Consider the following 13,552-nt stretch of genomic DNA (forward strand, 5'->3'; position numbering starts at 1 on the left):
GGTATGCCCAGCTCCAGCCAGTGCACCGCCAGTACACGCTTCACCGCACGAGCCGCCAGTGCACCTGCTCCGCCTGTAAAGGCGAGGTAGGCGCAGGTGTGCTGCTTAAAAAGCTTCTCCACTCCGGTAGAAAAGCCCCCCTTGCCTATTATAAGCCTGGTGGAGAACTTCTCCAGAAGCTGTGCCAGGTAGGGCTCCATCCTTGCGCTCGTCGTTGGCCCGGCGGAGAGCACCTCCCATTCTTCGCCCCGCTTCCTCACCAGAGGGCCGCAGTGGTAGACTACATTGAAGCTCGCCGGCACATCCTCTTTACGCATCTCTAAGGCGCGCCGGTGCGCTCTGTCGCGGGCGGTTACGATAGCCCCGCTCAGATAAACCACATCGCCTGCGCGGAGCCCAAGTACCTCTTCTCTGCCCACAGGCGTGCGAAGCTCGTGCCTCACTGCTGCTCCACCACCCACTTCCCCTTTGCCCTGCGCAGCGTAGCCCAGCGGTGCGCCCAGCACTGCACATTCACAGCCACCGGAAGCGAGGCGGTGTGGCAGGCCGCAGCGGCTATCTTCACCCCAAGGCAGGTAGTGCTTCCACCCATGCCCATGGGGCCTATGCCGAGGGCATTGACCTCCTCCAGAAGCTCCTCCTCCAGCCGGGCAAGTTCCTCCCGCTCATTCCTTTCGAACAGGGGCTGGAGCAGTACCTCCTTTGCGAGCTTTGCGGCAAGGTCCAGGGTGCCGCCTATCCCCACGCCCACAATAACCGGCGGACACGGCTTTGCGCCGGCGCTGCGCAGAGTTTCGACTACAAAGCGCTTCACTCCAGCCACCCCCTCGCGCGCCGGAAGCATCTTTGCCCGCGAAACATTCTCACTCCCCGCACCCTTGGCAAGGAAGGTGATGCTCTCCTCATCGCCGCTCTCAAAGTGAATCACGGGCACGCCATGGCCGGTATTGTCGCCTGTGTTCCTCCTGCTTATAGCATCCACCATGCTGGGGCGCAGGGGCACAGCCCGCGTGGCTTCGGCAACCGCCTGCCTAATTTGCTGCTCCACCTCGCCCAGCTCTTTAAAGCCATGAACAAAGAAGATGGGAACGCCGGTGTCCTGGCAGAGGGGGAGGCGGTGTTCCCTCGCATATGCCACATTTTTGAGTATCGTCTCAAGCTGAAGCCTGGCAAGTTCGCTCTCCTCCCGCTCCAGCGCTATCTGCAGCGCCTTTTCAACATCGCCCGGCAGAGAGGTAACCCCAGCGCGAATAAGCTCAACAAGCTTTGAGCGCATCGCAGGTAAATTGAAGCAAGAAAATAAAAAGCTTTGGGAGTAGATAGGGGCATGCTTTCGCGGACAACGCTTGCCAGAGAGGTGGAGGTTGGCTACCTCCGTGCTTCGCCTGCGGAGGAGCTGAGGATTAACGGCATAAAGGCCAATGTGGACAGCGTGTCCCGCTCTGATATCCGCGTCGACCTAGCAGGGCGAAGAAAGGCATACCTGGTGGAGCATGCCCTGGGCTGCCTCTACTTGGCTGGCATCTCCTGTGCAAGCATCACCGGGCTTAGCGGCGTTTATGACATGAGCAGGAAGAGCTTCCGCGATGCCAGGCGCGAGGGTCAACCTCCCTCTACGGTCATCGGCAATGCAAACGGCAAGCTGGATGAGGAGCTTTACCTCAGGCTTAAGGAGGCGGGTGTCAGAAAGCTACCCGGCAGGCTGCGCAGTGTTGAGAGGGAGGTAACACTCAGCCTGCCCGAGGGTGAGATACGTGTATCGCCGAGCAAGAATATCGAAATCTACGTCTTTCGGGGTGATATTGACTATGAGCTTGTGCTTGAGGAAGCCAGCGAGGAGGAGAAGCTCCGCGTTGCGCGTTCAGCTACACCCTACCTGTGGGGCTACTCAATAGAAACTCTCCCCCATGTCGCCGGCGATGTGCTGGGCGACATCTTCGCCCTGGGCAGGTTCGGCTCTGGAAGGGTAGAGATATCTCCTGGACGGGAGTATCACCGACTCACCATAGGCGCCCTCAGGAAACTTCTCGCCTAGTGCGAGGCACACGCGGCTATGAAGCTCTTAAGGAAATCCCTGCTTCCCGCAAAGTGCAGGTGCATATAGCTCGCCAGGGTGGCATTGCTAATAAAGCCGTCGCGGTGGTCAGAGATACCCACGCCCCGCTGTAGAGAGTAGGCAAAGGAGATATCGCCGGCGAAGTCGGCAATTCTCGAGTAATGGAACTCGTGCCCCTTTAAAATCTCTCCCTCCCTGAAGAAGGGCGTATTTAGCGCAGCCCTCGCCAGTGTGTACCTCACAGCCTGAAGCTTCGGTGTCATCTCAGCAACAGCGTCAAAAACACCTGCCATCTCATGCGCCTTCCCCTCCAGGTCGAGGAGTTCTCTGGTTAGATACATCATCCCCCCGCACTCGGCATAGATGGGCATGCCCTCCTCGCTCTTCTTTCTTATCTCCCTCATCAACTTTCTGTTTTTAGCTATCTCCGGTGCGTAAACCTCCGGGAAGCCACCGCCTATGTAGAGCCCATCCACCTCTGGCAGGGTCTCATCGCCGATGGGCGAAAAGAACACCACCTCGGCGCCGGCGCTGCGCAGGAATTCAATATTCTCCCAGTAGTAGAAGCTGAAAGCCCTGTCGAGGGCGACCCCCACTCTGACCGTGGGCTCCTCCCCCTCCTCCACAGGGGGTTCAGGCAGCGAAGGCGCATCTCTCGCGGCGCGCATAATCGCCTCGAGGTCAACATGCTCCCTCACAAACTCAGCCAGTCTGGGGTAAAGCTCCTGCTCCTGACGCTCCGCAGCAGGAATTAAGCCCAGGTGCCGCTCCGGGATTTCCACATCGCTGTTTCTGGGCAGCCAGCCCAGAATAGGTAAGCCTGTTTTGCTCTCAATCGCCTCGCCCAGCATCCTTGCGTGACCCTCACTTCCCACATTGTTAAGCACAACACCCGCGAAACTGAGCTCCGGGTCGAAGCTCTTATAACCGCTCACCAGCGCTGCTATGCTGCCCGCAATCTTCGAAGCATCCACCACCAGCACCACAGGCGAGGAGGTAAGCTTTGCTATGTGGGCGCTGCTCCCCTCGTAGTTCCCAGAGATGCCGTCGTACAGCCCCATAGCACCCTCTATCACCGCCAGCTCTTTACCCTTTGAGCCTCGAAGTAAGGACTCCACCACACCGCCCTCGCCCATTAGCCAGGTGTCCAGATTCCTCGAGGGTTCGCCTATCGCTCTGGCATGGTGGCCGGGGTCTATATAATCCGGGCCCACCTTAAAGGGCTGGACCTTCATCCCTGCCTCTGCAAGAGCCCTGATTACCCCTGTGACAACTGTGCTCTTGCCGACGCCGCTCCTCTCACCGGCGATGAGTATACGGGCAATCTTCATGCACAGCCTTTTTATTTCCAGAGAATAAAACCTTAGCGTTGAGTGATTGCCATGGGCCTTACCTTTGAGGAAAGTGCAAAGGTGGTGATGTTCGCCGGTAAGGGAGGTGTGGGAAAGACCACATTGAGCGCCGCCACTGCCGTGCACTTCGCCGGCAGAGGCCTAAAAACCCTCATTCTCACCTCAGACCCCGCGCCTTCGCTGAGCGATATATTCGAGCAGGAGGTGGGCGATAGCATTGCAGAGGTTTCTCAGAACCTCTACGCCCTCGAACTCAGCAGCGAAGAGGTGCTTCGCCGCTGGAAGCAGAAGTTTGGAGGTGAGGTTTATGAGGTTCTCTCCTCCCTCGTGCCTGTGCAGGAGGAGATTATCGACTACATAGGCAGCGCCCCGGGGATAGACGAGGAGTTTATGCTGGACTACATCGCAGGCTTGGTGAGGGAGGGTGATTATGACAGGATAGTGTGGGACACCGCGCCAGCAGGGCATACGCTGCGCCTGCTCAGGATGCCCATAATCTTTATAGAGCACCTCGACGAAGCCGCTAAGGTATACCTGCGCCTCTACTCGGCGATGCTGAAAATCCGCGACACCCTCGGGTTGAAAAAGCCCAGGAGAGAGATATTCGACATAATCGCCGGGTGGCGTGCCCTCGCCGAGGAGCTTCTGGAGTTTCTGAGGTCACCGCAGGTGGAGGTGATTCCAGTGGGCATACCCCAGGGGCTGAGTGTCTCCCAGATCAGGAGGCTTATGCGCGAGCTGGACAGCTTTGGAATAAGGGTCAGGAAGATTGTAATGAACAGCGTGGTGACAGAGCCGGAGTGCGAATTCCACCGCACCGCTGCGCAGGCACAACAGAGATACCTGAAAGAGTTGAGAGAAGCCTATCCGGAGGTTAGGATGGTGGAGGTACCTCTCCTGCCCCACGAGGTCAAGGGTCTGGAAAGCATAAAGGAGATTGAAAGTCTGCTGTTTGAAGACCCTCAACCTCAACCAAAAATTATATAAGTTTTTTTAATATACTTTAAGTTGAACTTCCACAAAAAGAGGAGGTAGGACACATGACGAACAAGGTGACAGGAATTATTATTGCGGTTTTGGCCATTGCCCTGGTGGGTACACTGGTCTATATGGGAAACGTATCCACCACATACACGCAGCAGATTGAGAAGAAGGACAAACAGATAGCAAGCCTTAAGGCTGAGCTGAACAAGATGAAGGCTGAGCTTGCCTCCGTAGAGGAGGAAAAGCCAGCGGCTGCACCCTCTAAACCAGCCGCGGAGATAAAGTGTGCTGATTGTCATGGTGATGTTTCAACCTTCCATGAGATTGCCACGCTTATGAAGGTGGACGAAGCCAAGGGTGCTGAACCCAGAATATGCACCACATGTCACGGCGAGAAGATACACAAGATACACGAGAAGAAGATTGAAAACCTGGGCGTGAAGATGTGCCAGACATGCCATATGACCGAAGAAGGCGAGTTCCGTGTGCCTCAGAAGCGTGAGGGAGAAGTTCTGGTATGCCAGCTCTGCCACTTTGACGGCAACTACATAAAGATACACAAGGCAAAGTGCGAACGCTGCCACTACGGCAAGCCCCAGGAGATCCACAAACCTATTCTTGAAAACAGATACAAGGAGATAGCTTCTCTTTAGAGAAGCTAATCTTCTTTTAATTTATTTTTCTTCTCAGCGTGGGGGATGTAGCAGTATATAGCCTCGGGGATGATCTTAAGTATATCTCTCAGGGAGATTATACCCACTATCTTGCCATCCTTCTTCACGAATATGTGCCTTATATTGCGCTCACCCATCTTTCTTGCTATATTCAGAACATTTTCGCTGTAATCCACCGCAATAACAGGAGATGACATAAGCTCTGCTGCGATGGTAGCGTGCTTCTCCATTGCGGTGCAGCGCGTAAAGTCCCTGTCTGTTATTATCCCCACAATCCTACCCTCCTCTGCGACTGCGACGCTGCTTATGTTCCTCTCAAGCATGAGCTTTGCAACATCGCTTATTTTGGTATCAGGTGCGATGCCAACTATCTCAGGATTCATAAGCAGGGATGCATCAAAACTTATCTGCATATCCTCGTCCTTCCTCAACTTCCTTCCTCCTGAGATATATATTGTCTCTTGTACAACAAATAAATTTTGTTTCAATGGCGTAAAAGAGAAGTTTACATTTTTGCTACCACTGCAGTGTTATTGCTCCCTCCGGGCATGCTGCGACACACTTTGCACATGCGAGACACCAGGTCAGGTCCTTTACAACACATTTCTTTGCGTCGCCCTCCCCGCGAATCTCCCATATCCTCGGCCCCTTGGGGCAGGCGGCCTTGCATGCGCCGACTCCACGGCACTTGGCGGGGTCAACATGAATGCGGAACAACAGCAGGCTCTCCTGAAGCTTTATATCCTTCGCAAACGTGGTTATTCTCATGAGAAAACTTTTCGAAAATGATAAAGCGATAATCGGCGTTGTCCACCTCCTTGCGCTTCCCGCATCGCCCCGCTTCAAGGGTGAGGAGGAGCTGCGCAGGCGTGCACTCAGCGATGCTCTTGCACTCTACCATGGCGGTGTAGACGCACTCCTCTTCGAGAACTACGGCGATGTGCCCTTTTCACCGGGCAGAGTGGAGTCCCATGTTGTGGCGTACATGAGCTCCATAGCGGAGGAGGTTAAAAGGGAGGTACCCCTACCCTTCGGCGTGAATGTGCTGCGCAACGATGCCCTCGCTGCCCTCGCAGTCGCCAGCGCGACGGGTGGCGAGTTTATACGTGTGAATGTGCACACAGGCGCAAGACTCACCTGGGAGGGTATAATTCAGGGGCAAGCACAGGAAACACTGCGCTACAGAGCAAGGCTGGGCAGTGGCGTAAGAATCTTTGCTGACGTAGCGGTGAAGCACTCTTGGCCGCTCGCAAGCATTAGCCTCGAGGAGGAGATATTGAGCAACGTGGAGCGCGGGCTGGCAGACGCTGTCATTCTCACTGGCGGCGCAACTGGAGAGCCACCCAACGTAGAAGAGCTCAAGCGCGCAAGCCGCGCTAGCAGCGTCCCTGTTATTGTAGGCAGTGGACTGAGCGCAGAGAACTGCTCAGCGTTGCTCAGCTTCGCTGATGCCGCAATAGTGGGCACCAGCTTAAAGGAGGGCGGGAAGATAGAAAATCCTGTGAGCGAGGCGAGGGTTAAGGCACTGATGCAAGAAGTGGCGAAGCTGAGGTAGCTCAGTTCTACTTCTCAGCGAGCCCCATACCCCATCTCCGCATCAGCGCAATGACGATGAGCAGGCTGGCAAGCACCGAGCTGCCTGCCAGAAAGAAGGCGGCGGCGAAGCCATAGCTTTCTGCCACAACTCCGGCGACCGCCGGTCCAAAGGCAAAGCCCAGAGAGCCACTGAAGTTGAACCCTCCCATCGCCGCGCCCCTCGACTCGCGGAGCGCAAAGTCCCCGCTGAGTGCAGCCGAAGCGGGAAGCATCACCGCGGCCATGATGCCAGCGATGAAGAGCGCACCCGCTATCGCAGGAGGGTACAGCACCCCCACCAGCGAGATGCACACCGCGTATACAACGCTTCCGGCGATGAGGGGCTTAAGCCTGCCGTACCTGTCCACGGCGATGCCGCCCACATACTGGAGCAGCGCAAAGGGCATGAGGAAGGAGGAGAGGTACATTCCTATCTGCCTGGGATTCATCTCATAGCCAACCCCCAGCATTATGGGAAAGACACTCACAAAAAAGCCCGCGGTGAACCTGTCGATGAAGGAGAAGATGTAGGGAATCGCAAGTTTCTTCCTCTCAGCGAGGAGCGAAAAGCTGCGCAGTGCAGAGCGCGAGGCCTCTGCGGGAGTGTCCTTGAGAAACAGGGCAAGCAGGAAGGCGAGCAGGATTATGGTGGAGGCGGCGTAGAAGGGCAGCACCGGTTCAACCTCGCCGAGCACGCCGCCGGTGGGCGAGCCGAAGGCCATGCCGGTGGCGATGCCCATTCCCACGACCCCCATGCCCCTGCCGTATTTCTCCCTTCCGGCTATGTCAAGCACCATGGCCATGGCTATGGAGTACACCATAACTGTGAATATGCCCTCTATGAACCTGAAGAGCATCAGAAACGCCAGATTGGGGGCATTGGCCTGGAGGAGGAGCATGACAGAGTTGCCAAGAAGCCCAACGAGGATGAAGGGCTTCCTCCTGCCCATCCTGTCGGAGACCGCGCCCCACACGAGGGCGAAGACCGCATACGCTATCAGGTTGACCGCCACGAACATGCCCGCCTGGGCTATGCTCGCCCCGTATCTGTCCATTACGTAGTGCTTCACCACCGGGTAGATCATGGTGACGCTGAAGAGAAGCAGGAAGCATATTACCGCAAGGTGGGCAAATACCCTCATACTCTTATCTAAGCTTTATATGCCACATAAAAGCTTACCGCTCTCCAGCGGCGCCAAATATAAATACCCCGCCCGCGAATACGCAGAGCATGAAGAAGGAGCGCGCCGTTATCACGGTCATCGGCGAGGACCATCCGGGTATTATTGCCGCCGTCACCAGTGCATGCGCCGAGCTTGGGATAAATATCGAAGACCTGAGCCAGACGGTGGTGCAGGGGCTGCTGACGATGACGCTCATCGTGGACATAACCGGCAAGGAGCTACGCGAGCTTCAGCGCCGCCTTGAACGCGTGGCAGAGGAGCAGCGGGTTAAGATAATCGCCCAGCATGAAGATATCTTCCGCTATATGCACCGCATTTAGGGTGAGGGTATGCTCGAGAGGGAGGAGATTCTTGAGACGCTGCGCATGATACTTGTGGAGCGCCTTGACATTCGCACAGTAACGCTGGGGGTGAGCCTCAAGGACTGCGCCTCCAGCGATACAGAGGAAACCTGTGAGCGAATTGAGAAGAAGCTTCTAAACGTTGGAGAGCGTTTGGTGAGCGAGGCCAAGGCGCTGGAGGAGAAGTACGGCATCGCCATAGTGAACAAGCGCGTTGCGGTTACGCCGCTCGCGAACATCATCTCGCCTTCGCTGAGGGGGCTTGATGAGGAAGGAGCAGAGGAAGCGGCAGTGCGCGCTGCCCTCGCCCTGGAGCGAGCGGCCGAGAGGCTGGGCGTTGATTTTATAGGCGGCTTCTCGGCGCTGGTGGAGAAGGGCTTTACCCGCGGCGACGAGGCGCTCATAAGCGCAATACCCGAGGCGCTGAGCAAAACGCAGAGGGTGTGCAGCTCCGTCAACGTCGCATCGACGAGGGCGGGGATAAATATGGATGCGGTGCTTCGAATGGGGGAGGTGGTCAAGCGCACCTCTGAGCTTGACTACAGGAGCTGTGCTCGCCTGGTTACCTTCGCCAACGCGCCCGGAGACAACCCCTTCATGGCGGGTGCCTTCCACGGCGAGGGGGAAGGTGAGGCGGCGCTCAACGTGGGCATCTCAGGTCCGGGCGTTGTTCGTGCGGTGCTGGAGAAGCACAGCGACGCCAGTCTTGGGGAGGTGGCTGAGGTTATCAAGCGCACCGCCTTCAAGATAACCCGCGTGGGCGAGCTTATAGGCAGGGAGCTGAGCAGGAGACTGGGGGTTAGCTTTGGCATCGTGGACCTTTCCCTAGCGCCCACGCCCTTCCCGGGCGATAGCGTGGCAAAGATAATAGAGGCCATGGGAATTGCGAGGTGCGGCGCTCCGGGGAGCGTGGCCGCCCTCGCCCTTCTCGTGGACGCTGTGAAGAAGGGTGGTACTATGGCGACCAGCTACGTGGGCGGGTTGAGCGGCGCCTTCATACCTGTTAGCGAGGACGCTGGCATGGCAGAAGCAGCGAAGGAGGGCGCGGTAACCATCGACAAGCTCCTTGCCATGACCAGTGTGTGCAGCGTGGGCTTGGATATGCTTGTCCTGCCCGCGAAGACCAGCGCGAGTACAGTCGCAGGCCTAATCGCAGATGAGGCCGCGATAGGCGTGATGAACAGCAAAACCACCGGCGTGAGGGTAATCCTCGCTGGCAAGGAAGGCGAGCGCATAGATTTAGGAGGCCTGCTGGGCTACTCCTACGTCATGCCGGTGAGCGAGCGCTCCTGCGAGGCCTTCGTAAGGCGCGGCGGCAGGATACCCTCGCCGATTCACGGGCACAGGAATTAAGTGACCTCGTTAAAACATCCCAATAGGTTATGCCAAAGACCATAACAATAGAAGTTCCGGAATGGATGGATGAGGAAAAAGTTAAGGAAATCATAAACAAATACAGGAAATATTCGGGCAATCTCGATTTAATACTGGCATTCAGAGGAGCCAAGTTAGATGAAAAAAGTTTAAAAGAGATAAACAAGATGTTTGAAACATGGAAGCAGTCCTTGACACCTCAGTGATAATAGCAATAGCCAAAAACAATGAGGAGGTAATTGAAGAACTGAAAAGTTTCAGGGGATGGAAATTCTATATTACTTCAATTACAAATTTTGAGTTAAAGGTTGGATTCCTGTCTGAAAAGGAGAGGGCCATATTAGAAGCGATACCCAAACTCCCTTTTGACGAGAGAGCCTCAGATGTAGCCTCTGAGGTGTTTAAAAATCTAAAGACAGAAGGAAAAATTCCGCCACTGAAAGACCTTTTTATTGCATCTATTGCAATAGCAAACAACAAACCTTTAGTTACCTGTGATATTGATTTCGAAACGTTTAAAGAAAATGGACTAAAAGTGATGCTTCTCCCAGAAGCGAAATAATTTGACGTCCAACGCATATCCGTCCGGAAAATCCCCCCATCCACGGGCACAGGAATTAGCCATAAGATACTTTTAAGTAGTTGCGGGAAAAATTTTTAAGGGAATGACGGTGGAAATTGCACGAAAATGGTTCAAACAGGCTCTGCACGACCTGAAAATTGCTGAGAAAAACATTGAGATTGAAGGATATGATGTTGCAGCGTTTCTTGCCCACCAAGCTGTGGAAAAGCTGTTGAAGGCAATTTTTGCATTAGAGGGTGAGAAGGTACCCAAGACGCACTACATTGATGAAATGGCGTATAAACTTGGAGTCTCAGAGGAGGCAATTGCGCACATCCTTGGACTTACTGCAGATTATACCCTTGCAAGGTATCCCGACGTTAGCGATGAGGTTCCTTATAGACAGTATGATGAAGAGATTGCAAAAGCGAAGGTTGAGTCTGCTAAAAGTGTTTTCAGGATTTTAAAGGATAGATACAGGGTGCTGGTGGAGGAAGAAAATGGGTGATGTGTGGCTCGACAAATTCCAGAAGGAGGCTTTGCCGAGAATTGTAAGGGAATTTAAGCCGATTAAGGTCATATTTTTCGGCTCGAGGGTGAAGGGGGGCGCGAGGGAAGATTCCGATATAGACGTCATTATAATATCTGAGGCGTTCAGAGGTATTCCCTTCATCAGGAGGATGGAGAGGGTTCTGAAGGTGGCGAGGTTTCCGAAGCACGTGGATTTCCTGTGCTATACTCCCGAGGAGTTTGAGAGGATTAAGAATTCATCGGCGGTAGTTCAGGAGGCTATGGAGGAGTACGTGGAGGCGGCTCTTTAGGCTTTTAGGGTGCATACCCATGAACATCCTCATCTTCGGCGCTGGAGCGATGGGCTCGGTGTTTGGCGGCTTCCTCTCTCGCGACCATAGCGTCACACTGATAGGCAGAGATAGGCACATGCGCGCCATTGCCGAGCGGGGGCTGCGCATCTCGGGTATATGGGGCGGACACACCTTCACGCGCTTAAATGCGCTGACCTCAGTGGAGCAGATTCCTTCGCGGGAACGCTTCGATTTAATAATGATTACCACCAAATCCTACGACACAGCAAGGGCGGTTGAGGAGGTCGCTCCGCTTGTGGACGAGGACACCGCCGTTATGTCGATGCAGAACGGCATAGGCAATGAGGAGGTAATAGCGAGGGTCGTTGGAAGGCAGAACACGATGGGGGGAATGGCGATATTCGGCGCTCGTCTGATAGAGCCGGGGCACGCGGAGGTTACGGTCTACGCCAGCGAGTGCTTAGTGGGCGAGCTGGAGGGCGGGCTCAGCGAGAGGGCACAGCGGCTCACCTCTGCCTTTACCAGCGCGGGTATTCCCACCAGGGCGAGCGAGGACATAATTAGAGACAAGTGGCTCAAGGCCTTCTACAACATCGCCCTGAATCCGCTCTCCGCCATTCTCCGCGTGCCCTACGGTGAGCTCGGAGAGATGCCGGAGACGCTGAGCTTAATGCGGGCTATGCTCAGGGAAGCCTTCCAAGTCGCCCTCGCCTGCGGGATTCGCGTAGAGTACACCTGGGAGGAGTACTATGAGCACCTCCTCAGGGACCTGCTCCCACCGACGGCCAAGCACATAAGCTCTATGCTCCAGGACATAGAGAGGGGCAAGAAAACCGAGATCGACTACATGAATGGCGCCGTCGTTGGGCTGGGGAAGAGGCACAGCATTCCCACTCCGGTTAATGAGACCATTACGAAGATAGTTAAAGCCCTTGAGCAGGGGGCTATCGCCACGAAATCAAGGCCATGAGGTGTCTGGGCGAAGGCGGTGCGCGCATTTAGGTCTGGCGGAGGACAAAAGAAATTTAAGCCTGTTTCAACATAATTTATAACAGGGAGGTGGTATGGTTGGTTAAGACTCCTGAGCAGATGGTTGAGGAGGCAGGGAATATAATTGAGGAGATTTCTGAGAGGGCGGGGGCAGGAGAGCTCGACAACAAGATGATTGCCGCCCTGCTGAGCAAGACTGCACGCCTCCTGAAGGAGCTTGCGGAGGCGCATGCGCTTCTCCACCAGCGCGTCGACGTGCTGAGTGAGAAGCCGTAGCTTACTCACCGCTCGCCCTCGTTGCCACGAAGCCACTGGTTACGAAGCGGTACGCCGAGTAGGCAGCGACTACGCCCTCGGCGACGCCCACTATCGCCTGCTTGAAGCTGCTCGCCACCACATCGCCAGCCCCGAAGACCCCCGCTATATTCGTGCGCGAATCCCTGTCTATGATTATCTCCCCCTTCTCATTTGTTTCCACGCCCAGCTTTTTCGCCAGCTCACTCTGAGGTTCGCCGCCTATGGCAACGAAGACCGCATCTAAGCTAAGTTTCCTGCTTCCCCCGTACTCTCTGTCGAGCACAACACTGTGCAGCACGCGGTCGCCTTTAACCTCGAGGATGTTCGCGCGGTATATCACCTCTATCCTATCGTTCTCCTCAATTCTGCGCAGGTTGGGCGGCTCGCCGCGGAGCTTCTCACCGCGGTATATTATGTAAACCCTGTGCGCATACTCCGCCAGGAGGAGCGCCTCCTTCGCTGCGCTGTCACTCCCACCTACGACGGCAACCACCTTATCTTTAAACAGCGGACCGTCGCAGAGGGCGCAGTAGTAGACGCCCCGGCTCTCATACTCCTCTGCGCCCTTTGCGGGCAGCTTTCTGTGCCTCGTTCCGGTGGCAAAGATGAGCGTCTTACCCTCGTAGGCTTCATCTTCATCGGTAACCACGCGGAATCCCTCTGCGGTCCTCTCCACATCTACAGCGCGAGCTTCCACTAGCTCCACGCCGTACTCCTCCGCATGCTCCAGCAGGCGCTGCGAAAGCTCCTCGCCGGAGATTCGCTTAAAGCCGGGATAGTTTTCCACCAGCTGCGTGGTAGCTATGAGCCCGCCAATTTCCTCCCCTATTATAAGTGTGCGCATGTTCAGCCTGCCCGCGTACATACCAGCCGCCAGGCCAGCGGGCCCCGCGCCAAGTATAATTACGTCGTACATTTTTGCACTCATGTGGATATGTATAATCATACTTTATTTAAAAACCCTCCTCGAAACCGAAAGGGATTTATCTCTCCACGAGGTTCTTAATTTAATGCAGACCTGGAAGAAGTTTGAGTACAGGATAAAGGATTTCTTTATATCCCGGGGCTACAGCGCAAGCAGAATTCCGCTGAGCGGCTCGGCGCCGGTGATAAAGAGCGACGTCATCGCCGAGAAGGGCGGGCTCAGGCTCAGGATAGATGCAAAGTCCACGCGGAGCGGGGAGAGCATCCGCATCTCCCGCGCTGCGCTGGAGAAGATACGCAGTGAGGCAGGTGAGGATGAGGTTCCACTGCTGGTCTTCTCCTTCTACAGGCACCGCAAACTGTATGCGATTATAGGCGAAGCCCTTCATCTTGGCATAAAGTGGAGGGAGAAGAG

20 protein-coding genes are annotated in these 13,552 nt (G+C 55.4%); 13 read left to right on the forward strand and 7 right to left on the reverse strand.

The window, feature by feature from the left end:
• The coding region (locus ACXJJW_RS11210) for a FumA C-terminus/TtdB family hydratase beta subunit (protein WP_456475836.1) at positions 1 to 443 on the reverse strand (443 nt) is incomplete at its 3' end.
• Entirely contained in the window at positions 440 to 1,276 is an 837-nt protein-coding gene (locus ACXJJW_RS11215; protein WP_456475837.1) for a fumarate hydratase, read from the reverse strand. The genes ACXJJW_RS11210 and ACXJJW_RS11215, both read right to left, overlap by 4 nt.
• Positions 1,277 to 1,327: 51 nt before the next feature.
• Here ACXJJW_RS11215 and ACXJJW_RS11220 point away from each other — a divergent pair, with 51 nt between their 5' ends.
• Positions 1,328 to 2,035: a hypothetical protein gene (locus ACXJJW_RS11220; RefSeq protein ID WP_456475838.1), complete on the forward strand. Its 708-nt coding sequence runs from the start codon at positions 1,328 to 1,330 to the stop codon at positions 2,033 to 2,035.
• Here the strand turns inward: ACXJJW_RS11220 and ACXJJW_RS11225 are convergent.
• A complete protein-coding gene (locus ACXJJW_RS11225) occupies positions 2,032 to 3,387 on the reverse strand; it encodes a cobyrinic acid a,c-diamide synthase CobB (protein ID WP_456475839.1) in 1,356 nt (451 codons plus the stop codon). The genes ACXJJW_RS11220 and ACXJJW_RS11225 overlap by 4 nt on opposite strands.
• Before the next feature lie 51 nt (positions 3,388 to 3,438).
• On the opposite strand from ACXJJW_RS11225, the gene ACXJJW_RS11230 reads away from it, so the two are divergent.
• On the forward strand, positions 3,439 to 4,395 hold the full coding sequence (locus tag ACXJJW_RS11230) for an ArsA family ATPase (RefSeq protein ID WP_456475855.1): 957 nt from the start codon (positions 3,439 to 3,441) through the stop codon (positions 4,393 to 4,395).
• 53 nt (positions 4,396 to 4,448) lie between these two features.
• A complete protein-coding gene (locus ACXJJW_RS11235) occupies positions 4,449 to 5,045 on the forward strand; it encodes a hypothetical protein (protein WP_456475840.1) in 597 nt (198 codons plus the stop codon).
• 5 nt (positions 5,046 to 5,050) lie between these two features.
• Here the strand turns inward: ACXJJW_RS11235 and ACXJJW_RS11240 are convergent, their stop codons facing one another.
• Positions 5,051 to 5,497: a CBS domain-containing protein gene (locus ACXJJW_RS11240; protein ID WP_456475841.1), complete on the reverse strand. Its 447-nt coding sequence runs from the start codon at positions 5,495 to 5,497 to the stop codon at positions 5,051 to 5,053.
• An 85-nt stretch (positions 5,498 to 5,582) separates the two neighbouring features.
• Positions 5,583 to 5,834: a 4Fe-4S dicluster domain-containing protein gene (locus ACXJJW_RS11245; RefSeq protein WP_456475842.1), complete on the reverse strand. Its 252-nt coding sequence runs from the start codon at positions 5,832 to 5,834 to the stop codon at positions 5,583 to 5,585.
• Here ACXJJW_RS11245 and ACXJJW_RS11250 point away from each other — a divergent pair.
• Positions 5,833 to 6,621 carry a BtpA/SgcQ family protein gene (locus tag ACXJJW_RS11250; protein ID WP_456475843.1) on the forward strand — a complete coding sequence of 263 codons (789 nt, stop codon included), beginning with the start codon at positions 5,833 to 5,835 and terminating at the stop codon, positions 6,619 to 6,621. The two genes, ACXJJW_RS11245 and ACXJJW_RS11250, sit on opposite strands and share 2 nt — an antisense overlap.
• A 7-nt stretch (positions 6,622 to 6,628) precedes the next feature.
• Here the strand turns inward: ACXJJW_RS11250 and ACXJJW_RS11255 are convergent, their stop codons facing one another.
• Positions 6,629 to 7,783 (reverse strand): MFS transporter, encoded by a 1,155-nt coding sequence (locus tag ACXJJW_RS11255; protein ID WP_456475844.1) that lies wholly within the window; start codon positions 7,781 to 7,783, stop codon positions 6,629 to 6,631.
• A gap of 89 nt (positions 7,784 to 7,872) precedes the next feature.
• On the opposite strand from ACXJJW_RS11255, the gene ACXJJW_RS11260 reads away from it, so the two are divergent.
• The 8 genes from ACXJJW_RS11260 to ACXJJW_RS11295 all read left to right on the forward strand — a co-directional run bounded on the left by ACXJJW_RS11260 (position 7,873) and on the right by ACXJJW_RS11295 (position 12,192).
• On the forward strand, positions 7,873 to 8,145 hold the full coding sequence (locus tag ACXJJW_RS11260) for an ACT domain-containing protein (RefSeq protein WP_456475845.1): 273 nt from the start codon (positions 7,873 to 7,875) through the stop codon (positions 8,143 to 8,145).
• A 9-nt stretch (positions 8,146 to 8,154) separates the two neighbouring features.
• Positions 8,155 to 9,519 carry a PFL family protein gene (locus tag ACXJJW_RS11265; RefSeq protein WP_456475846.1) on the forward strand — a complete coding sequence of 455 codons (1,365 nt, stop codon included), beginning with the start codon at positions 8,155 to 8,157 and terminating at the stop codon, positions 9,517 to 9,519.
• A gap of 29 nt (positions 9,520 to 9,548) precedes the next feature.
• The gene (locus ACXJJW_RS11270; protein WP_456475847.1) at positions 9,549 to 9,746 is read left to right on the forward strand and encodes a hypothetical protein; all 198 of its coding nucleotides are present in this window, start codon (positions 9,549 to 9,551) and stop codon (positions 9,744 to 9,746) included.
• Positions 9,719 to 10,102 (forward strand): type II toxin-antitoxin system VapC family toxin, encoded by a 384-nt coding sequence (locus ACXJJW_RS11275; RefSeq protein WP_456475848.1) that lies wholly within the window; start codon positions 9,719 to 9,721, stop codon positions 10,100 to 10,102. The genes ACXJJW_RS11270 and ACXJJW_RS11275 overlap by 28 nt, the downstream gene beginning before the upstream one ends.
• Positions 10,103 to 10,205: 103 nt before the next feature.
• Positions 10,206 to 10,610 carry a HEPN domain-containing protein gene (locus ACXJJW_RS11280; protein WP_456475849.1) on the forward strand — a complete coding sequence of 135 codons (405 nt, stop codon included), beginning with the start codon at positions 10,206 to 10,208 and terminating at the stop codon, positions 10,608 to 10,610.
• Positions 10,603 to 10,923, forward strand: a complete 321-nt coding sequence (locus tag ACXJJW_RS11285) for a nucleotidyltransferase domain-containing protein (protein ID WP_456475850.1) — start codon at positions 10,603 to 10,605, stop codon at positions 10,921 to 10,923. Before ACXJJW_RS11280 ends, ACXJJW_RS11285 begins: the two co-directional genes overlap by 8 nt.
• A 19-nt stretch (positions 10,924 to 10,942) precedes the next feature.
• Positions 10,943 to 11,896: a ketopantoate reductase family protein gene (locus ACXJJW_RS11290; protein WP_456475851.1), complete on the forward strand. Its 954-nt coding sequence runs from the start codon at positions 10,943 to 10,945 to the stop codon at positions 11,894 to 11,896.
• 98 nt (positions 11,897 to 11,994) lie between these two features.
• Entirely contained in the window at positions 11,995 to 12,192 is a 198-nt protein-coding gene (locus tag ACXJJW_RS11295) for a hypothetical protein (RefSeq protein ID WP_456475852.1), read from the forward strand.
• Position 12,193: 1 nt separating this feature from the next.
• Here the strand turns inward: ACXJJW_RS11295 and ACXJJW_RS11300 are convergent, their stop codons facing one another.
• The gene (locus ACXJJW_RS11300; protein WP_456475853.1) at positions 12,194 to 13,141 is read right to left on the reverse strand and encodes an NAD(P)/FAD-dependent oxidoreductase; all 948 of its coding nucleotides are present in this window, start codon (positions 13,139 to 13,141) and stop codon (positions 12,194 to 12,196) included.
• Positions 13,142 to 13,223: 82 nt separating this feature from the next.
• On the opposite strand from ACXJJW_RS11300, the gene ACXJJW_RS11305 reads away from it, so the two are divergent.
• Positions 13,224 to 13,552: PDDEXK family nuclease (locus ACXJJW_RS11305; protein ID WP_456475854.1), on the forward strand; the 329-nt coding region annotated here is incomplete at its 3' end.

The organism is Candidatus Pyrohabitans sp., from assembly GCF_054014795.1.